This is a genomic window from Rhodococcus sp. X156 (genome assembly GCF_004006015.1).
Classification (GTDB): domain Bacteria; phylum Actinomycetota; class Actinomycetes; order Mycobacteriales; family Mycobacteriaceae; genus X156.
Map to the genome: position 1 here is coordinate 2,185,473 of NZ_CP034766.1, position 18,751 is coordinate 2,204,223.

An 18,751-nucleotide genomic window follows, 5' to 3' on the forward strand; every position below is an offset into this window, starting at 1 on the left:
CTCTCTTGTCAGTTGCCGTCGGCGACGGTCGCCTGGCGAGCGTCACGCTTGGTGTCGAACGGGATGGTCGACGTGGAGACCGGGCTGCACAGCTCACCGCAGGCGGTGTCCTGCTTGCCCAGCTCGCTCAGCGCGCCGGCCGTGGTGTACGGAGCGTTGGTCGCGGGGTCGACCTGCTTGCGCAGCGCGACGTAGCGGTCGAACAGCTCGGGGCTGACGGCGCGGACCTCGAAGTTCATCGCCGAGTGGTAGGTGCCGCACATCTCGGCGCAGCGGCCGACGAAGGCACCTTCCTTGTCGATGCTGGAGATCTGGAAGACGTTCTGGCTGTCGTTCTTCTCCGGGTGCGGGAACACGTCACGCTTGAAGAGGAACTCCGGGACCCAGAAGGCGTGGATGACGTCAGCCGACTCGATGGTGAACTCCACCCGCTGGCCCGTGGGCAGCACCAGGATCGGCACCTCCTCGCTGGAGCCGATGGTGGTGACCTCGCCGCCAGAGGGGGTGTCCCCCTCCTCCGGGTAGCTGAACTCCCAGTTCCACTGGAAAGCAGTGACGTTCACCTTGACGTCCGGGTCGGCCTGCACGTCGGTGACCTTATTCTGCGTGATGACCGTGAAGTAGAAGAGCACGGCGATCATGAGGAACGGGATGACGGTGTAGACGACCTCGAGAGGGAGGTTGTACTGCGTCTGGCGGGGGAACTCCTCCGCACCCTTCTTCTTGCGGTGGAAGGTGATGGTCCAGAACATCAGGCCCCACACCAGCAGACCCACGACCAGGGCGGCGATGACCGACCACGTCCACAGCTCACGCATGTCCTCGGCCTCAGGCGTGATGCCCTCGGGCCAGCCGAAGCGGAGCACTTCCTCCGATGAACACCCGGACACCAGAACTGCGGTCAGCGCGAGCAGCGCCGCGAGCCCTGTACGGGTCGCCCGACGACGGGTGTTCCCACTCTGCGCCACGTCCACGCCCTCCTAGTCACAAACCCCAGCAGGTCTGCCGGGGTGGCGAAAGACTATCGCAGCCCGCCGCGCACGCGCGCCGTGGGTTCGCCCGGTGCGGCGCCGTGTCCCGGCGGCCCGTGGTGACTGTTCGCGAGGGCAGCAAGCGGCATACTGAGACCGTCGTCGGTCGCCCTGGCGATCCTCCCGACCAACTTGATTGAGGTGCTCTTACAGCGTGTGCGGACTGCTTGGACTTCTGACCTCCTCGGCTGACGCCGCCGACCATGCCAACGCGGTCGCCGCCGCCATGCACTGCCAGCGCCACCGCGGTCCGGACGAGACCGGCAGCTGGCACGACGAGGACCTGGCACTCGGCTTCAACCGCCTCTCCATCATCGACGTCGCGCACTCCCACCAGCCGCTGCGCTGGGGGCCGCCGGAGTCGCCGGACCGCTACGCCATCGCCTTCAACGGCGAGGTCTACAACTACGTCGAGCTCCGCGAGGAGCTGGAGCGCGAGCACGGTGTGGTGTTCACCACCCAGGGTGACACAGAGCCGATCGTGGCTGCCTTCCACCACTGGGGCCCAGACGCCGTCACCCGGCTGCGGGGGATGTTCGTCTTCGGAATCTGGGACACCCAGACCCGCGAGCTCTTCCTGGCCCGCGACCCGTTCGGCATCAAGCCCTGCTTCCTGGCCACCTCCGCCGCCGGCACCGCGTTCAGCAGCGAGAAGAAGAGCCTGCTGGAGCTGGCCTCGGCGATGGAGCTGGACACCGGCCTGGACCAGCGGGCGCTGCAGCACTACCTGGCGCTGCAGTACGTGCCCGAGCCGGAGACCCTGCACGCCCAGATCAGCAAGCTGGAGTCGGGCTGCTGGGCCGTGGTGCGCCCCGGCAAGGACCCGGAGATCACCCGCTACTTCCACGCCGAGCTCTCCGTGGTGCCCTTCGCCAAGGGCGACGCCACCCGGCGCTACGCGGAGATCTCCGAGGCGCTGCAGGACTCGGTGGCCAAGCACATGCGCGCCGACGTCACCGTGGGCGCGTTCCTCTCCGGCGGGATCGACTCCACCGCCATCGCAGCGCTGGCCAAGCGGCACAACCCCGACCTGATCACCTTCACCACCGGGTTCGAGCGGGAGGGCTACTCCGAGGTGGACGTGGCTGCGGAGTCCGCCGCCGCCATCGGTGTGCGCCACGTGGTGCGCACCGTGGGCCCGGAGGAGTTCGCCGCCGCGCTGCCCCAGATCGTCTGGTACCTCGACGACCCGGTGGCCGACCCCGCGCTGGTGCCGCTGTGGTTCGTGGCCAAGGAGGCCCGCAAGCACGTCAAGGTGGTGCTCTCCGGCGAGGGCGCCGACGAGCTGTTCGGTGGCTACACCATCTACCGCGAGCCGCTGTCGCTGGCACCGTTCGAGCACCTGCCGCGTGGCCTGCGCCGCGGGCTGGGCCAGCTGTCCAAGCGCATCCCGGACGGCCGCCGCGGCAAGGACCTGCTCCGCCGCGGGGCGCTGACCCTGGAGGAGCGCTACTACGGCAACGCGCGCAACTTCCGCGACGACGAGCTGCAGACGGTGCTGCGCGACTTCAACCCCGGCTGGGGCCACACCGACGTCACCGCCTCGCTCTACGCCCAGACCGAGGGCTGGGACCCGGTGGCCCGGATGCAGCACCTGGACCTGTTCACCTGGCTGCGCGGGGACATCCTGGTCAAGGCGGACAAGGTGACCATGGCCAACTCCTTGGAGCTGCGGGTGCCGTTCCTGGACACCAGGGTCTTCGAGGTGGCCTCGGCGCTGCCGCACCAGCAGAAGATCACCAAGGACACCACCAAGTACGCGCTGCGCCGGGCGCTGGAGGACATCGTGCCCGCGCACGTCCTGCAGCGGCCCAAGCTGGGCTTCCCGGTGCCGCTCAAGCACTGGCTGCGCGGCACCGAGCTCAACGCCTGGGCCCGCGACATCGTCACCCAGTCGGGCACCGACCACCTGCTGGACAAGGCCGCGGTGCTGCGGATGCTGGACGAGCACCAGGCCGGCACCACCGACCACAGCCGGCGCATCTGGACGGTGCTGGTGTTCATGCTCTGGCACGGCATCTTCGTGGAGCAGCGGATCAACCCGGAGATCTCCGACCAGCAGTACCCCGTGCTGCTCTAGCCCAGCACCCGCCACGACGAGCAGGGCCCGGACACCGCGTGGTGTCCGGGCCCTGCTCGGTCTCAGGTGTCCAGCGCTAGACGGGCAGGAGGGCGCCGAGCTCCTCGGCCGCCTCGTCGCCGTAGGCGCCCCGCAGGCGCGCGAGCGCCGCGTCGCGGTCCAGGGTCCACTCCTGGGTGCCCACCGTCTCCAGCACCAGCACCGCGATGAGCGAGCCCAGCTGGGCGGCGCGCTGCAGGCTCAGCCCGGCGCTGCGGGCGGTGAGGAAGCCCGCACGGAAGGCGTCGCCCACGCCGGTGGGGTCGGTCTTGTCGGTCTCGGGCACCACTCCCACGTGCAGCGACGTGCCGTCGGCGCTGACGATCTCCACGCCCTTGTGGCCCAGCGTGGTCACCCGCATGCCCACCTGGTCGAGCACCTCGGCCTCGGTGAGCCCGGTCTTGCGCAGCAGCAGGTCCCACTCGTAGTCGTTGGTGAACAGGTACGTCGCGCCCTCGATCAGCCGGCGGGCCTGGTCACCGTCGAGGCGGGCCAGCTGCTGGGACGGGTCGGCGGCGAAGGGGATGCCCAGCGCGCGGCAGCCGTCGCTGTGGCGCAGCATCGCGTCCGGGTCGTCGGCGCCGACGAGCACCAGCTCCAGCTCGCCGTGCTTGTCCAGCAGCGGGCCCAGCTCGATGTCGCGGGCCTCGGCCATCGCCCCGGAGTAGAACGAGGCGATCTGCGCCATGTCCACGTCGGTGGTGCACACGAAGCGCGCGGTGTGCGCGGTCTCGGAGACGCGCACCGCCGTGCAGTCCACGCCGTGGCGCTCCAGCCAGGCGCGGTAGTCGGCGAAGTCGGCGCCCACCGCCCCCACCAGCAGCGGGTTGCCGCCGAGCACCCCCATGGCGAAGCAGATGTTGCCGGCCACCCCGCCGCGGCGGATCACCAGCTCGTCGACGAGGAAGCTGAGCGACACCTTGTCCAGGCGGTCGGCGACCAGCTGCTCGGAGAAGCGTCCGGGGAACTTCATCAGGTGATCGGTAGCGATGGAACCGGCAACGGCGATCGTCACGGTGGCAAGACCTTTCCAGTGTGGAGCGCGAGTCTGTCTACCGTACGGGCACCGTGGTGCGGACACGACCGAGGACCGCCACCCACGGGGGGTGACGGTCCTCGGAAGCTCTGCCGGCTCGCGCCGTGCCCGGCCCGGCTAGGGGGCCGCTGGACTCAGTTGAACGAGTCGCCGCAGGCGCAGGAGCCGCCCGCGTTCGGGTTGTCGATCGTGAAGCCCTGCTTCTCGATGGTGTCCACGAAGTCGATGGAGGCACCGTCGACGTAGGGGGCGCTCATCCGGTCGACCGCGAGGTCGATGCCGTCGTAGCTCTTGACGAGGTCACCGTCGAGGGTGCGGTCGTCGAAGAACAGCTGGTAGCGCAGGCCCGCGCAACCACCCGGCTGGACAGCGATGCGCAGCGCCAGGTCGTCCCGGCCCTCCTGCTCGAGCAGCGCCTTCGCCTTGCTGGCGGCGGCCTCAGTCATGATCACACCATGGGTGGTGGTGGTCTCGTCCTGAACGCTCATGGGTCTCCCTCAGCTCGTGCTATTGGCTTTGCCTGGGCTAACGGTACTCCGCCTCCTGGCATTCCCTCACCCTGTGACCGGTACGTCCTGCCACCAGCACTGGTGACCGTCGTGGAGCTCTCGCCTACCCTGGTGCTGTGAAACTCCTGCGCCGACGCACGCCCACTCCCTCCGACACCGTGGAACCCACGGTCTCCGAGCCGGAGGTCGTGAACGGCAAGGGGCGCCCCACGCCCAAGCGGCGCGACGCCGAGGGCCGCCGCCGCGGACCGGTCCCCCCGCCCCCGGTCACCCAGCGCGAGGCCTACAAGCGCTCCAAGACCACCAAGGGCGCCAAGACCACCAAGTCGGAGCGACGCCAGGCCGCGGCGGAGCGGCGCGAGCGGATGATGTCCGGCGACGACCGCTTCGTGCTGGCCCGCGACCGTGGTCCGGCCAAGGCGCTGGCCCGCGACGTGGTGGACGGGCGCCGCAACATCACCGGGCTGTTCATGCCGCTGGCGCTGGTGGTGGTGCTCACCTTCATGATCCCGTCGCTGCAGAACGTCGTGGCCATCGGGATGCTGCTCATCATGATCGTGATGGCGGTGGAGGGTGTGTACCTGGGCAGGCTGGTCTCGGCCCGGGTGCACGAGCGCTACCCCGACGACACCACCAGCGGGCTGCGGCTGGGCTGGTACTCCTTCATCCGCGCCTCCCAGATTCGCCGCCTGCGGGCGCCGCGTCCCCGGGTCAAGCCCGGCGACCCGGTCTAGCCGCTCCCCCCGCCGGCCCGTCAGGCCGGGTCCAGGCCCATCGGTCCGTAGACCTTGGTGTCGCCGTCCAGCAGCACCACCTGGTGCACGCCGGCGCCGGCCAGCTCCTCCCAGCTGTCGCTGAACCAGGCCTCGGCCTCGGCGGCGTCGTCGAACTCCAGGTCCGGGCCCGCCACGGGGTGGCCCGCACTGTCCTCGTAGCGCCAGCGGTGTGCCATCGGTGTGCTCCTCCTGCGTGCGAGCTGCCCCGGTCGGGCGACCCTGGGGTGTGCCCAGACCGTAGCGGCGGCGCCGGGTGGCCGTGCCGCCGACCACGTCGTCGCGCACGGTAGCGTGCCCGGACGTGCGGACACTGGTGCTGGGCGGGGCCCGATCGGGCAAGTCCGCGCACGCCGAGCAGCTGCTGGGCACCGGGCCGGTGCGGTACGTGGCCACCGCCGCCGACCGCCCGCAGGACTCCGACTGGGCCGCGCGCATCGCCACCCACCGCGCACGCCGCCCCGCGCACTGGCTGACCGTGGAGGACGCCGACCTGGTGGCCGTGCTGGACGGTGCCGTCGCCGGCGACGTGGTGCTGGTGGACGACCTGGGCACCTGGCTCACCCGCGAGCTCGACGAGGCCGGCGCCTGGGAGTCCCCGCGCGGCACGCTGGCCCCCCGCTGCGCGGAGCTGGTGCGGGCCGTGGCCGGCTGCGCCGCCCGCCTGGTGCTGGTGACCCCCGAGGTGGGCATGGGCGTGGTGCCCGCCACCGTGTCCGGCCGGCTGTTCCGCGACGAGGTCGGTGCGCTCAACGGTGCCGTGGCCGCGGTGTGCGACGAGGTGCTGCTCGTGGTCGCCGGGCTGCCGCTCCGGCTGCGCTAGCCCAGTGACCCCGTACCCCGACCGCCGCACGTTCCCCACCCGTCCACCGAGAGGCTGCCCGTGAGCACCGACTTTCCCCCCGTCGCCCCGCCCGACGAGCAGGCGCACCGCGAGGCCGTGGCCCGTCAGCTGCAGCTGACCAAGCCCGCCGGCTCGCTCGGCCGGCTGGAGGAGCTGGGCGTGTGGATCGCCGCCTGCCAGGGCACCTGTCCCCCGCAGCCCATCACCCGCGCCCGCGTGGTGGTCTTCGCCGGTGACCACGGGGTGGCCGCGCACGGGGTGTCGGCCTACCCGGCCGAGGTCACCCCGCAGATGCTGGACAACATCCTCGCCGGCGGTGCCGCGGTGAACGTGATCGCCGCCGCCGCAGGGGCGACGGTGCGCGTGGTGGACGTGGCCGTGAACGTGGACACCGCCGACGTGGTCTCCGGCGGCAAGATCCGCCGCGGCTCCGGTCGCATCGACCGGGAGGACGCCCTCACCGCCCAGGAGTGCGCCGACGCCATCGCCCTGGGCCGGCGGCTGGCCGACGAGGAGGTGGACTCCGGCGCGGACCTGCTCATCGCCGGCGACCTGGGCATCGGCAACACCACGCCCGCCGCGGTGCTGATCTCCGCGCTCACCGGCGCCGAGCCGGTCACCGTCATCGGCCGTGGCACCGGGGTGGACGACAACGGCTGGATGCGCAAGGCCGCCGTGGTCCGCGACGCCCGCCGCCGGGCGATGGCCGTGGTGGACCACCCCGAGGCCCTGCTGCGCAGCGTCGGCGGCGCGGACTTCGCCGCCATGGCCGGCTTCCTGGCCCAGGCCGCGGTCCGCCGCACCCCGGCCATCCTGGACGGCATGGTGGTGACCGCCGCCGCGCTGGTCGCCGAGCGCCTGGCCCCCGGCGCCAAGGCCTGGTGGGTGGCCGGGCACCGCTCCGCCGAGCCCGCGCACGAGCTGGCCCTGGGCCGCCTCGGCCTGGTACCGCTGCTGGACCTGGAGATGCGCCTGGGCGAGGGCTCGGGCGCGGTCACCGCACTGCCGCTGGTGCAGTCCGCGGTGCGCATCCTCACCGACATGGCCAGCTTCGACAGCGCCGGCGTGGCCGGGCCCGCGGGTGATCCCGCTCCCGCCCCGGCGATCCCCTCCTCCGAGCGGTGAGCGCCACCCCAGCGGACTCGGCCCGGCTGGCGCTGTCCTGGCTGACCGTCGCCCCCGTGCGCGGCCCCGAGCAGGTCGACCGGCGGGTGGCCGGCGGCGCGATCACCGTGGCGCCCGTGGTGGGGCTGCTGCTGGGCGCGGTCACCGCGGGCCTGCTGTGGGTGCTGGGCGAGGCGCAGGCCCCGGCGCTGCTGGCCGGGCTGCTCGCGGTGGGCTGGCTGGCCCTGGCCACCCGCGGGATGCACCTGGACGGGCTGGCCGACACCGTGGACGGGCTGGGCTGCTACGGCCCGCCCGAGCGGGCGCTGAGCGTGATGCGCGACGGCAGCACCGGACCGTTCGCGGTGGTGGCGCTGGTGCTGGTGCTCGGCGTGCAGGCAGTAGGGCTAAGCACGCTCGCCGTCGAGGGCCGCTGGTGGGCGGTAGTGCTGGCGGTGGCGGCCGGACGAGTGGCCGTGGGCTGGGCCTGTCGCCGCGGCGTGGCCGCCGCCCGCCCGGAGGGGCTGGGCGCGCTGGTGGCCGGCACCCAGCCGGTGGCCGTGCCGCTGGCGTGGGGCGCGGTGCTGCTGGTGGCCTCCGCCGCGGCGGTGGACGGGCGCTGGTGGCAGGGCCCGGTGGCGGTGCTGGTGGGGGTCGCGGTCGCCGCGGCGCTGTCCTGGCACACCACCCGTCGCTTCGGCGGCGTCACCGGTGACGTGCTGGGGGCCTGCTCGGAGAGCGTGGTCACCGCGACCGTGCTGGTCCTCGCCCTGGGCGCCTAGCCCAGGGCACGCGGCCTGCGCCCTGCCGGGACGGTCAGCTCTTGATGACCTGCATCCAGCCGTGGGTGTCGGCGACGTCGCCGCGCTGGATGCCGGTGAGCGTGGCCCGCAGCTGGGACGTGACCGGCCCGGTGACCTCGTCGGAGATGGTGAACTCGCCACCGGCGTGCTTGACCCGACCGACCGGGGTGATGACCGCGGCCGTGCCGCAGGCGAACACCTCGGTGATGTCCCCGGAGGCGGCGCCCTTCTCCCACTCCTCGGTGGAGATGCGGCGCTCGGTCACCGGCAGGCCCATGTCCTGGGCCAGCTGCAGCAGCGAGCTGCGGGTGATGCCGGGCAGCAGCGAGCCGGACAGCTCGGGGGTGACCACCTGGGCGTCGGCGCCGGAGCCGAGGACGAAGAACAGGTTCATCCCGCCCATCTCCTCCACCCAGCGGCGCTCGGTGGCGTCCAGCCACACCACCTGGTCGCAGCCCTCGTCCGCGGCCTGGGCCTGGGCGAGCAGCGAGGCGGCGTAGTTGCCCGCGAACTTGGCGGCACCGGTGCCGCCGGGAGCGGCCCGCACGTACTCGGTGGACAGCCACACGCTCACCGGCTTGACCCCACCCTTGAAGTAGGCCCCCGCCGGTGAGGCGATGAGCAGGTAGCGGTACTCCCGCGCCGGGCGCACGCCGAGGCCGCCCTCGGTGGCGAACAGGAACGGGCGCAGATACAGCGACTCCTCACCGCCGGCGGCGGGCACCCACGCCTCGTCCGCCTCCAGCAGCGCGGCGATGGAGCCCATGAACAGCTCCTCGGGCAGCTCGGGCATGGCCAGGCGCCGGGCGGAGGTGCGGAAGCGCTCGGCGTTGGCGGTGGGGCGGAAGGAGCTGATGGTGCCGTCCGCGTGGCGGTAGGCCTTGAGGCCCTCGAAGATCGCCTGCCCGTAGTGCAGCACCATCGCCGAGGGGTCCAGCTCGATGGGGCTGTAGGGCAGCACCTGCGCGTCGTGCCAGCCCCGCTCCTCGGTGTAGCTGATGCTCACCATGTGGTCGGTGAAGTGCGCGCCGAAACCCGGAGCAGCGAGAATGTCCGCACGCGTCTGCTCCGAGGCGGGGGACGGGTGCGGAGCTCGGGTGAAGGTGGCGGGCGCGTTCATGCCCTGCACGGTAGTACCCGCCGGTCAGCGGGTGTGCGCCGGGACGAACGGTGGCGCCACCACCTCGCAGGGCAGGCTGCGCCCGCGCACGTCCACCACCACCTGGCTGCCTGGGGACAGGCCCGCGGCGGTGTCCAGCAGCGCCAGCGCGATGCCGGTGCGCAGGGTCGGCGAGAATGTCCCGGAGGTGGTGCGGCCGACCAGCACGCCGTCGACGAGCACCGGCATGTCCGCCCGTGGCACACCGCGCCCGCTGGCCCGCAGGCCCCAGGTACGGCGCACCGGACCGGTCGCCTTCTCCGCCTCCAGCGCCTGCTTGCCCCAGAACTCCGGCTTGCCCCAGCCGACGGCCCAGCCCGCCCGCGCCTGCACGGGGGTGATGTCGGCGGTGAGCTCGTGGCCGTGCAGCGGGTAGCCCATCTCGGTGCGCAGCGTGTCCCGGGCACCGAGCCCGCACGGCTGTCCCCCGAGCGGCTCGGCCGCGGCCAGCAGCGCGGCGAACAGCTCGGCGGTGTCGGCCCACCGCGGCAGCAGCTCGTAGCCGTGCTCACCGGTGTAGCCGGTGCGGCACACCCGCACCGCCCGGCCCTGCCACTGCGCGTCGGCGAAGGCCATGTAGTCCATGTCCTGCGGCAGGCCCAGCTGGGCGAGCACCTCCGCCGAGCGGGGACCCTGCACGGCCAGCACGCCGTGGCCGGTGTGCTCGTCGGTGACGGTGACCCCCGCGGGCGCCGCCGCGGACAGCGCGTCACAGACGGCGGCGGTGTTCGCGGCGTTGGGCACCAGGAACACCTCGTCGTCGCTCACCAGGTAGGCGATGAGGTCGTCCACCACGCCGCCGTCGGGGGTGCAGCACAGGGTGTACTGCGCCTGGCCGGGGCTGATGCGGCCCAGGTCGTTGGTGAGGCAGCGGTTGACCAGCTCGGCCGCGCCCGGTCCGCGCACCGCGGCCTTGCCCAGGTGGCTGACGTCGAACACCCCGACGGCCTCGCGCACGCTGGTGTGCTCGGCGACCACCCCGGCGTAGGACACCGGCATCTCCCAGCCGCCGAACGGGGCGAAGGTGGCGCCCAGCGCGACGTGCTGGTCGCGCACCGGGCTCTGGCGCAGCTGGCTCGACTGTTGGTCCACGTGCTGACGGTATCCCGCGGTGCCGGCGCGAACCGCTGGCGGCAGCCCGGACGCCGCTGCCGGCCCGGCACTAGCATCACGGGACAGAGACACGCGCTGTTCCCGCAGACCATCCCAAGGAGTCACCACGTGAGCGCTCAACCAGCCAAGGCCCTGCCCACCACCCCCGAGCTGCGGCTGGTCGAGGAGGTCGAGGGCGGCGTCGACGTGCTGGTCGTCGGGCTGCTGAAGGGCTCCAACGGCGACTCCCCCAGCCCGGAGCTGGTGGGCGCGGACGTGCTCGGGGGCAGCGAGCTGCTCGCCGAGCTCGCCGTCCTCGGTGCCACCGGCTCGGCCGGTGAGGTGACCAAGCTGCCGACTCGGGGTGCGGTGGGCGCCGCCACGCTGCTCGCGGTCGGGCTCGGCGCGCTAGAGGAGGGCACCAGCGCCCCCACCGGCGAGCAGGTCCGTCGCGCCGCCGGCGTGGCCGCGCGCGCGCTGGCCGGCACCGCCCGCGCCGCCACCACGTTGTCCACGGTGGACCTGGGCGCCACCGCGGAGGGCGTCATCCTGGGCAGCTACGTGTTCACCGCGTACAAGTCCGAGGCGGGCAAGGCGCCGCTGGCCCGGATGGACCTGGTGGTCCCGGACGCCGCCGACTCCGCCGCCAAGGCCGCGCTGGCCCGCTCCACGGCGATCGGCGGTGCAGTGGCCACCGCCCGCGAGCTGATCAACACCCCGCCCAACGACCTGTTTCCCGCCTCCTTCGCCGACCGGGCCGCCGCCCTGGGCAAGGCCGCCGGGCTCAAGGTCGAGGTCCTGGACGAGAAGGCCCTGGCCAAGGGGGGCTACGGCGGCCTGCTCGGGGTGGGGCAGGGCTCCAGCCGGCCCCCGCGCCTGGTGCGGCTGTCCTACACCGGGGGCAAGCGGGGCAAGCCCTCGGTGGCGCTGGTCGGCAAGGGCATCACCTTCGACACCGGTGGCATCTCCATCAAGCCCGCCGCCGGGATGGACGCGATGACCTCCGACATGTCCGGTGCTGCTGCCGTGGTCGCCACCGTGGTGCTGGCCGCACAGCTCGCGCTGCCCATCAACGTGACCGCCACCGTGCCGATGGCGGAGAACATGCCCTCCGGCACCGCGCAGCGCCCCGGCGACGTGCTCACCCAGTACGGCGGCACCACGGTGGAGGTGCTCAACACCGACGCAGAGGGCCGCCTCGTGCTGGCCGACGCGATCGTGCGGGCCTGCGAGGACAACCCCGACTACCTCATCGACACCGCCACCCTCACCGGCGCGCAGATGGTCGCCCTGGGCAACCGCACCCCCGGCGTGATGGGCACCGAGTCCTTCCGGGACCGCGTCGCGGTGATCTCCCGCGAGGTGGGCGAGGGCGGCTGGGCCATGCCGCTGCCCGCCGAGCTGCGCGCCGAGCTGGACTCCCCCATCGCCGACCTGGCCAACGTCGCGGGCAACCGCTGGGCGGGCATGCTGGTGGCCGGCACCTACCTCAAGGAGTTCGTGGCCGACGGGGTGCAGTGGGCGCACATCGACATCGCCGGCCCGTCGTACAACACCGGCAGCCCGCACGGCTACACCGGCAAGGGCGGCACCGGCGTTCCGGTGCGCACCATGATCGCCGTCCTGGAGGACATCGCCGAGCACGGCTGATCCGCTCGCGGCGGGGACTCGCGTCAGCAAAGGCCCAGGTCAGCCCCCGGACAACCCGGCCGCCCGCCTGCGCACGATGCGCAGGCGGGCGTCGTGGTCCCGCATCCGCTGCGGGTAGCCCACCCGGTGCACGTCGTACACCGGGATCCTCAGGTCCTTGCCCAGCCGGCGCGCCGCGTCGGGGCCGTCGACGCGGCGGCGCGTCCACTCCCCGTCGTGGGCCACCAGCACCACCGTCATCCCGGTCACCGCGGTGGCCGGCTCGACGTAGGCCTCCACCCCGAGGTGCTCGCGCGCCCATGACCGCAGGTGACGCCCGTCCGCGGGCTCGGCCCGCTGCCACCGGTTGATCGCCGTCACGTCGCGGCGTCGCCGCCTGAACATCCCCACCGTGTGTCCCCCGGTCACGTCTGCTCGCACTGCCGTTGTGGCACTGAGCGGGTCGATAGTGCCACCTCGCCACCCGGCCGAGTTGGAGAAGTGAAAGGATGACCGGGCACCTGCTGCACCACCCGTCCCACCGGCGAGACGCCGCACTTCCGGTGCTGGACAGCAGGACGTGCGGCGACGACGAAGAGGAGACGATGTTGAGCGAAGCCACCGACCTGGTGATCCTCGGCGGAGGTTCCGGCGGGTACGCCTGCGCGCTGCGCGCGGCCGAGCTGGGCCTCACGGTCACGATGATCGACAACGACAAGGTGGGTGGCACCTGCTTGCACAAGGGCTGCATCCCGACCAAGGCCCTGCTGCACGCGGCCGAGGTGGCCGACTCCGCCCGTGAGGGTGACGCCTTCGGGGTGAAGACCTCCCTCGAGGGCATCGACATGAGCGGCGTCAACTCCTACAAGGACGGCGTGATCGCCAAGCTCTACAAGGGACTGCAGGGCCTGGTCAAGAGCCGCAAGATCACCGTCGTGGAGGGCACCGGCCGGCTGGTCGACAACACCACGGTGGAGGTGGACGGCGAGCGCTACACCGCCACCAAGGCCGTCGTGCTGGCCACCGGCTCCTACGCCCGCAGCCTGCCCGACCTGGAGATCACCGGTCGCGTGGTCACCAGCGACCAGGCGCTCAACCTCGACTACGTGCCCGAGCGGGTGGTGGTGCTCGGTGGCGGCGTGATCGGCGTGGAGTTCGCCAGCGTGTGGCGCTCCTTCGGCGCGGAGGTCACCGTGGTGGAGGCGCTGCCCCGCCTGGTCGCGCTGGAGGACGAGTGGTCCTCCAAGCAGCTCGAGCGGGCGTTCCGCAAGCGTGGCATCACCTTCAAGACCGGCGTGAAGTTCACCGGCGTGGAGCAGTCCGACTCCGGCGTCACGGTCAGCCTGGAGAAGGGCGACCCCCTCGAGGCCGACCTGCTGCTGGTGGCCGTGGGTCGCGGACCCCGCACCGCCGACATCGGCTTCGCCGAGGCCGGCGTGGAGATGGATCGCGGCTTCGTCCTCACCGACGAGCACCTCAAGACCAGCCTGGACGGCGTCTACGCCGTGGGCGACATCGTCCCCGGCCTGCAGCTGGCCCACCGGGGCTTCGCCCAGGGCGTCTACCTGGCCGAGCACCTCGCCGGCCTGGAGCCGGCGCCGATCGACGAGACCGGGATCCCCCGCGTCACCTACTCCAACCCCGAGGTCGCCTCGGTCGGGCTCACCGAGTCCCAGGCCAAGGAGAAGTTCGGCGAGGTCAGCACCGTCGTCTACGACCTCGCCGGCAACGGCAAGAGCCAGATTCTCAAGACCGCCGGCGGCGTCAAGCTCATCCGTGCCGGCGGCAAGGACGAGCAAGGTCCCGTGGTGGGCGTGCACATGGTGGGCGCCCGCGTCGGAGAGCTCGTCGGGGAGGCCCAGCTGGTCTACAACTGGGAGGCCTACGCCGACGACGTTGCCCAGCTCATCCACGCCCACCCCACCCAGTCAGAGGCTTTCGGCGAGGCGCACCTGGCGCTGGCCGGCAAGCCCCTGCACGCACACTCCTAACCACCGTTAACAGCTTCACTCCGCTACGACTGACGAGGAGTCAGACGAAATGGCCTTCTCCGTCCAGATGCCGGCCCTCGGTGAGAGCGTCACCGAGGGCACCGTCACCCGCTGGCTCAAGCAGGAGGGCGACACGGTAGCCGTCGACGAGCCGCTGCTCGAGGTCTCCACCGACAAGGTCGACACCGAGATCCCCTCGCCGGCCGCCGGCGTGCTGCAGCGCATCGTCGCCGCCGAGGACGAGACGGTCGAGATCGGCGCCGAGCTCGCCGTCATCGCCGAGGAGGGTGAGTCCACCGACGACGGTGGAGACTCCGCCGACGACACCGCCGAGCAGGACAGCACCGAGGACGAGGACTCCGCTCCGGAGCCCGAGGCCGAGGAGTCCGGCGCCGAGGAGTCGAGCACCGAGGAGTCCGGCGCAGAGGAGTCCAGCCAGGACCAGGACGAGGCTGAGCAGGCACCGGCCGGTGGCGCCAAGCCCAACAAGGGTGGCTCCGGCACCGACGTGACCATGCCCGAGCTGGGCGAGAGCGTCACCGAGGGCATCATCACCCGCTGGCTCAAGCAGGTCGGTGACGAGGTCGCCGTGGACGAGCCCCTGGTGGAGATCTCCACCGACAAGGTCGACACCGAGATCCCCTCCCCCGTGGCCGGCGTGCTCCTGGAGCAGACCGCCGCCGAGGACGACACCGTCGAGGTCGGCGGGGTGCTGGGCAAGATCGGCTCCGCCGACGACGCCTCCGCCGGGGCCGACGACACCGACGACAGCGAGCCCGAGCAGGAGACTGCCGAGGGCGAGGCCACCCAGGACGAGACGGCGCAGCGCGCCGAGACCGACGACGCCGCGGAGGAGGCCGCCGAGGAGCAGGAGGCGGCCGAGCCGGCCAAGGCCGAGTCCAAGCCCGCCGAAGCCAAGCCTGCTGACTCCAAGCCTGCCGACTCCAAGCCGGACGCGAGCACCTCGGCTGGGGACAAGGGCTCCGCGCCCTACGTGACCCCGCTGGTGCGCAAGCTCGCCAACCAGAAGGGCGTGGACCTCGACTCGCTCACCGGCACCGGGGTGGGTGGCCGCATCCGCAAGCAGGACGTGCTCGCCGCCGCCGAGGCCAAGGACGCCGACTCCCAGCAGGCCGCTCCGGCCGAGGAGGCCGCCAGCACCAGCGACACCGGCCGCTCCCCCGCGGCCACCGCTGGCGTGCGTCCCGAGCTGGCCGCCCTGCGTGGCACCAAGCAGAAGGCCAACCGGATCCGGCAGATCACCGCCACCAAGACGCGGGAGTCGCTGCAGACCACCGCGCAGCTCACCCAGACCTTCGAGGTCGACATGTCTCGGGTGGCGGCGCTGCGCACGCGGGCCAAGGCCTCGTTCCAGAAGTCCGAGGGCGTCAACCTGACGTTCCTGCCGTTCTTCGCCAAGGCCGTGGTGGAGGCGCTCAAGGCGCATCCCAACGTCAACGCCTCCTACAACGAGGACGCCAAGGAGATCACCTACCACGGCGCGGTGCACCTGGCGATCGCCGTGGACACCCCCAACGGGCTGCTCTCCCCGGTGATCCACAACGCCGGCGACCTGTCCCTGGCTGGGCTGGCCCGGGCCATCGCCGACCTGGCCGACCGCACCCGCAACAACAAGCTCAAGCCCGACGAGCTCTCCGGCGGCACGTTCACCATCACCAACATCGGCAGCCAGGGCGCCCTGTTCGACACCCCGATCCTGGTCCCGCCGCAGGCGGGCATGCTCGGCACGGGCGCCATCGTCAAGCGGCCGGTCGTGGTCACCGACGAGCTCGGCAACGACTCGCTGGCGATCCGGTCGATGTGCTTCCTGCCGCTCACCTACGACCACCGCCTCATCGACGGTGCCGACGCCGGACGCTTCCTGACCACGGTCAAGCAGCGACTGGAGGACGCAGCGTTCGAGGCTGACCTCGGTCTGTAGCGCCACGATGCGCGTGGTCGTCGCCGGCTCCTCCGGCCTGATCGGCACAGCCCTGGTGGCTCACCTGCGCGCAGGTGGGCACGAGGTGCTGCGGCTGGTCCGGCGCACGGCGGGAGCCGGCGACGAGCACGAGTGGGACCCTGCGGCCGGCCACGGTGCCGACGCCGCGCTCGACGGCGCCGACGCCGTGGTGAACCTCTGCGGCGTCGGCATCGGCGACAAGCGCTGGACCGGCAGCTACAAGCAGCAGATCCGGGACAGCCGCATCGCCCCTACCGAGGTGCTGGCCCGGGCAGTGCTCGCCCAGGGCGTGCCCACCTTCCTCAGCGCCAGTGCCGTCGGCTACTACGGCGACACCGGCGACGCGGTGGTCACCGAGGCGTCCCCGGCCGGACCGGACTTCCTCTCCCAGGTCTGCGCCGACTGGGAGGGCGCCGCCCTGCCCGCGGCAGCGGCCGCCCGCGTGGTGCTGCTGCGCACCGGGCTGGTCCTCGCCCCCAGCGGCGGACTGCTGGGCCGGCTCAAGCCGCTGTACTCCCTGGGCCTGGGCGGGCGCCTGGGCAGCGGCCGGCAGTACTACCCGTGGGTCTCCCTGGACGACCAGGTCGCCGCCATCGCCTTCGCGCTGGAGAACCCAGCCATCTCCGGCCCGATGAACGTCACCGGGCCCGCGCCGGTCACCAACGCCGAGTTCTCCCGTGCGCTCGCCGCGGTGCTGCACCGCCCCGCCCCGTGGGTGGTGCCCGGCTTCGCCCTGCGCGCCGTCCTCGGGGAGTTCGCCACCGAGGGCGTGCTGGCCGGGCAGCGGGCCGTGCCCGCGGTGCTGCAGCAGGCCGGCTACCGGTTCCGGCACGCTGACGTGGCGTCCGCCCTACGGGCAGCCTGCCGCTGAGCGCGCCGGGCGTAGCGTGTGCGCCCATGAGCGCACCCACCCGTTCGCTGCGGGCCGGCCACGACGCCGTGGTGGTCTCCCGGCACGGACTCCTCGACTACACCGAGGCCCTGGCCCTGCAGCGCGCCCACGCTGCGGCCCGCGCCGACGGCACCGGTGCGGACACGCTGATGCTGCTGGAGCACCCGCCGGTGTACACCGCGGGGCGGCGCACCACCGACGAGGAGCGCCCCACCGACGGCACCCCGGTGATCGACGTGGACCGCGGCGGCAAGATCACCTGGCACGGCCCCGGCCAGCTGGTCGGCTACCCCATCATCGGGCTGGCCGAGCCGCTCGACGTGGTGGACTACGTCCGGCGCCTGGAGCAGGCCCTGATCACCGTCTGCGACGACCTCGGCGTGCCCACGGGACGCGTGGACGGCCGGTCCGGGGTGTGGCTGGCGGCCACCAGCACCCAGCCCGAGCGCAAGATCGCCGCCATCGGCGTGCGGGTGCAGCGCGGGGTCACCCTGCACGGGTTCGCCCTCAACTGCAGTGCCGACCTGCGCAGCTTCGACAGCATCGTTCCGTGCGGCATCACCGACGCCGGGGTCACCTCGCTCACCCGCGAGCTGAACCGGCAGGTCGAGCCCGCCGACGTGGTCGACGCCGTCACCACCGCGGTGCTGGCCGCGCTCGAGGGTGCGCTGCCGCTGACCGAGCGGGACCTGCCGCGGCGCCCCCTGCAGGTACCCGGCCTTGACCTGCACCTGGGTTCCCTGGCCAGCAGCCAACCCTGATCACAGGGTATGCATAGAGAATGAACGTTCGAGCGACGCGCCCCACGTGGACCGAGATCGACATGCTGGACCAGAGCGGCCGCACCATCGTGGTGACCGGTGGGACTGGGGCGCTGGGTCTGCGGTCGGCCTGTGCGCTGGCCGAGCGTGGGGGCAAGGTGCTCATCACCGCCCGCAACCCCGAGCGGGGGGCTGCTGCGCTCGAGGAGGTCACCGCCTGCGCCACCGGGCAGCGCCCCGAGCTGGTGCAGCTCGACCTGGGGGACCTCAGCTCGGTGCGCCACGCCGCGGCCGACATCCGCGAGCGCACCGGTGACTCCGTGCACGCGCTGATCAACAACGCCGGCATCATGGCTCCGCCGCTGACCCTCACGGTGGACGGCTTCGAGTCACAGTGGGCCACCAACCACCTGGGCCACGCTGCGCTCACCTGGCTGCTCTACCCCGCGCTGACCGCCACCCAGGGCGCTCGGGTGGTCACCGTCTCCAGCGTCACCGCACGCTTCGCCAAGATCTCCCCGCTGCGACTGGACGCGCAGAGCCGCGGCGCCGACTACAACCCGCAGTCCGCCTACTCCCGCTCCAAGCTGGCCAACCTGCTCTTCGCCTTCGAGCTGCACCGCCGTCTGCGGGTGGATGCCCCGCACGTGCTGAGCGTGGCTGCGCACCCCGGCTTTGCCGCCACCAACCTGGCCAACAGCATGCAGCGCGGCCCGCGCAGCCTCACCGGCCGCGTCACGGAGTTCGGCATCGGCCTGCTGGGCCAGACGCCTCGCCGGGGTGCGCTGCCCCAGCTCTACGCGGCCACCGCGCCCGGAGTGCTCAGTGGCGAGTACTACGGCCCCTCCGGACTCGGGCAGCTGCGCGGCGCCCCAGAGCTCATCGGGCCCTCCCCCGTCGCCCAGGACGAGCGGCTGGCCAAGGTGGTGTGGTCGCTCAGCGGGCAGCAGTCCGGCATCGTTCCCGCGCCCAGCCTCATCCACCCGTCGGGACCGTCCAACCGCATCTCGCACGGCTGACTCGCCGCCCCAGGGGTGTCCGTTCG

The 18,751-nt window shown here is 72.5% G+C and carries 18 protein-coding genes; 11 read left to right on the forward strand and 7 right to left on the reverse strand.

From position 1 onward, the window contains the following. Positions 1 to 8: 8 nt before the first annotated feature. On the reverse strand, positions 9 to 974 hold the full coding sequence (coxB, locus tag ELX43_RS10320; protein ID WP_127783358.1) for a cytochrome c oxidase subunit II: 966 nt from the start codon (positions 972 to 974) through the stop codon (positions 9 to 11). A 211-nt stretch (positions 975 to 1,185) separates the two neighbouring features. Here coxB and asnB point away from each other — a divergent pair, with 211 nt between their 5' ends. After that, a complete protein-coding gene (gene asnB, locus ELX43_RS10325; RefSeq protein ID WP_127783359.1) occupies positions 1,186 to 3,111 on the forward strand; it encodes an asparagine synthase (glutamine-hydrolyzing) in 1,926 nt (641 codons plus the stop codon). Between the two features lie 76 nt (positions 3,112 to 3,187). Here the strand turns inward: asnB and ELX43_RS10330 are convergent, their stop codons facing one another. Both ELX43_RS10330 and ELX43_RS10335 read right to left on the reverse strand, forming a co-directional pair. Beyond that, complete coding sequence (locus ELX43_RS10330; RefSeq protein ID WP_127783360.1) at positions 3,188 to 4,165, reverse strand: carbohydrate kinase family protein; 978 nt, start codon at positions 4,163 to 4,165, stop codon at positions 3,188 to 3,190. A 155-nt stretch (positions 4,166 to 4,320) separates the two neighbouring features. Continuing rightward, positions 4,321 to 4,674 (reverse strand): iron-sulfur cluster assembly accessory protein, encoded by a 354-nt coding sequence (locus tag ELX43_RS10335; protein WP_127783361.1) that lies wholly within the window; start codon positions 4,672 to 4,674, stop codon positions 4,321 to 4,323. Between the two features lie 137 nt (positions 4,675 to 4,811). Here ELX43_RS10335 and ELX43_RS10340 point away from each other — a divergent pair, with 137 nt between their 5' ends. Beyond that, positions 4,812 to 5,429: a DUF3043 domain-containing protein gene (locus tag ELX43_RS10340; protein ID WP_127783362.1), complete on the forward strand. Its 618-nt coding sequence runs from the start codon at positions 4,812 to 4,814 to the stop codon at positions 5,427 to 5,429. A 20-nt stretch (positions 5,430 to 5,449) separates the two neighbouring features. Here ELX43_RS10340 and ELX43_RS10345 read toward each other — a convergent pair whose 3' ends face one another. Next, positions 5,450 to 5,647: a hypothetical protein gene (locus tag ELX43_RS10345; RefSeq protein WP_127783363.1), complete on the reverse strand. Its 198-nt coding sequence runs from the start codon at positions 5,645 to 5,647 to the stop codon at positions 5,450 to 5,452. Positions 5,648 to 5,772: 125 nt separating this feature from the next. Here ELX43_RS10345 and cobU point away from each other — a divergent pair, with 125 nt between their 5' ends. From cobU to ELX43_RS10360, 3 genes are read left to right on the forward strand one after another with little or no spacing between them, the layout of a single operon-like run. Next, positions 5,773 to 6,291 carry a bifunctional adenosylcobinamide kinase/adenosylcobinamide-phosphate guanylyltransferase gene (cobU, locus tag ELX43_RS10350; protein ID WP_241248893.1) on the forward strand — a complete coding sequence of 173 codons (519 nt, stop codon included), beginning with the start codon at positions 5,773 to 5,775 and terminating at the stop codon, positions 6,289 to 6,291. 60 nt (positions 6,292 to 6,351) lie between these two features. Then, positions 6,352 to 7,437 (forward strand): nicotinate-nucleotide--dimethylbenzimidazole phosphoribosyltransferase, encoded by a 1,086-nt coding sequence (cobT, locus tag ELX43_RS10355; protein ID WP_127783364.1) that lies wholly within the window; start codon positions 6,352 to 6,354, stop codon positions 7,435 to 7,437. Further along, positions 7,434 to 8,198 (forward strand): adenosylcobinamide-GDP ribazoletransferase, encoded by a 765-nt coding sequence (locus ELX43_RS10360; RefSeq protein ID WP_127783365.1) that lies wholly within the window; start codon positions 7,434 to 7,436, stop codon positions 8,196 to 8,198. The genes cobT and ELX43_RS10360 overlap by 4 nt, the downstream gene beginning before the upstream one ends. Before the next feature lie 34 nt (positions 8,199 to 8,232). On the opposite strand, the gene ELX43_RS10365 is transcribed toward ELX43_RS10360, so the two are convergent. Continuing rightward, positions 8,233 to 9,339 (reverse strand): branched-chain amino acid aminotransferase, encoded by a 1,107-nt coding sequence (locus ELX43_RS10365; protein WP_127783366.1) that lies wholly within the window; start codon positions 9,337 to 9,339, stop codon positions 8,233 to 8,235. 24 nt (positions 9,340 to 9,363) lie between these two features. Beyond that, positions 9,364 to 10,470: a glycine cleavage system aminomethyltransferase GcvT gene (gene gcvT / locus ELX43_RS10370; protein WP_127783367.1), complete on the reverse strand. Its 1,107-nt coding sequence runs from the start codon at positions 10,468 to 10,470 to the stop codon at positions 9,364 to 9,366. A gap of 153 nt (positions 10,471 to 10,623) precedes the next feature. Between gcvT and ELX43_RS10375 the strand changes: the two genes are divergently transcribed. Then, on the forward strand, positions 10,624 to 12,120 hold the full coding sequence (locus ELX43_RS10375; protein WP_241249899.1) for a leucyl aminopeptidase: 1,497 nt from the start codon (positions 10,624 to 10,626) through the stop codon (positions 12,118 to 12,120). A 39-nt stretch (positions 12,121 to 12,159) separates the two neighbouring features. Here ELX43_RS10375 and ELX43_RS10380 read toward each other — a convergent pair whose 3' ends face one another. Next, complete coding sequence (locus tag ELX43_RS10380; RefSeq protein ID WP_206518234.1) at positions 12,160 to 12,510, reverse strand: oxidoreductase; 351 nt, start codon at positions 12,508 to 12,510, stop codon at positions 12,160 to 12,162. Positions 12,511 to 12,704: 194 nt separating this feature from the next. Here ELX43_RS10380 and lpdA point away from each other — a divergent pair, with 194 nt between their 5' ends. The 5 genes from lpdA to ELX43_RS10405 are packed head-to-tail and all read left to right on the forward strand — an operon-like array spanning position 12,705 to position 18,725. Further along, on the forward strand, positions 12,705 to 14,090 hold the full coding sequence (gene lpdA, locus ELX43_RS10385; RefSeq protein ID WP_127783369.1) for a dihydrolipoyl dehydrogenase: 1,386 nt from the start codon (positions 12,705 to 12,707) through the stop codon (positions 14,088 to 14,090). 49 nt (positions 14,091 to 14,139) lie between these two features. Continuing rightward, complete coding sequence (gene sucB / locus ELX43_RS10390) at positions 14,140 to 16,032, forward strand: 2-oxoglutarate dehydrogenase, E2 component, dihydrolipoamide succinyltransferase (RefSeq protein WP_127783370.1); 1,893 nt, start codon at positions 14,140 to 14,142, stop codon at positions 16,030 to 16,032. Between the two features lie 7 nt (positions 16,033 to 16,039). Next, positions 16,040 to 16,924 carry a TIGR01777 family oxidoreductase gene (locus ELX43_RS10395; protein ID WP_127783371.1) on the forward strand — a complete coding sequence of 295 codons (885 nt, stop codon included), beginning with the start codon at positions 16,040 to 16,042 and terminating at the stop codon, positions 16,922 to 16,924. A gap of 26 nt (positions 16,925 to 16,950) precedes the next feature. Next, positions 16,951 to 17,706 (forward strand): lipoyl(octanoyl) transferase LipB, encoded by a 756-nt coding sequence (gene lipB, locus ELX43_RS10400; RefSeq protein ID WP_127783372.1) that lies wholly within the window; start codon positions 16,951 to 16,953, stop codon positions 17,704 to 17,706. 20 nt (positions 17,707 to 17,726) lie between these two features. Then, a complete protein-coding gene (locus ELX43_RS10405) occupies positions 17,727 to 18,725 on the forward strand; it encodes an oxidoreductase (protein WP_127783373.1) in 999 nt (332 codons plus the stop codon). Positions 18,726 to 18,751 lie beyond the last annotated feature (26 nt).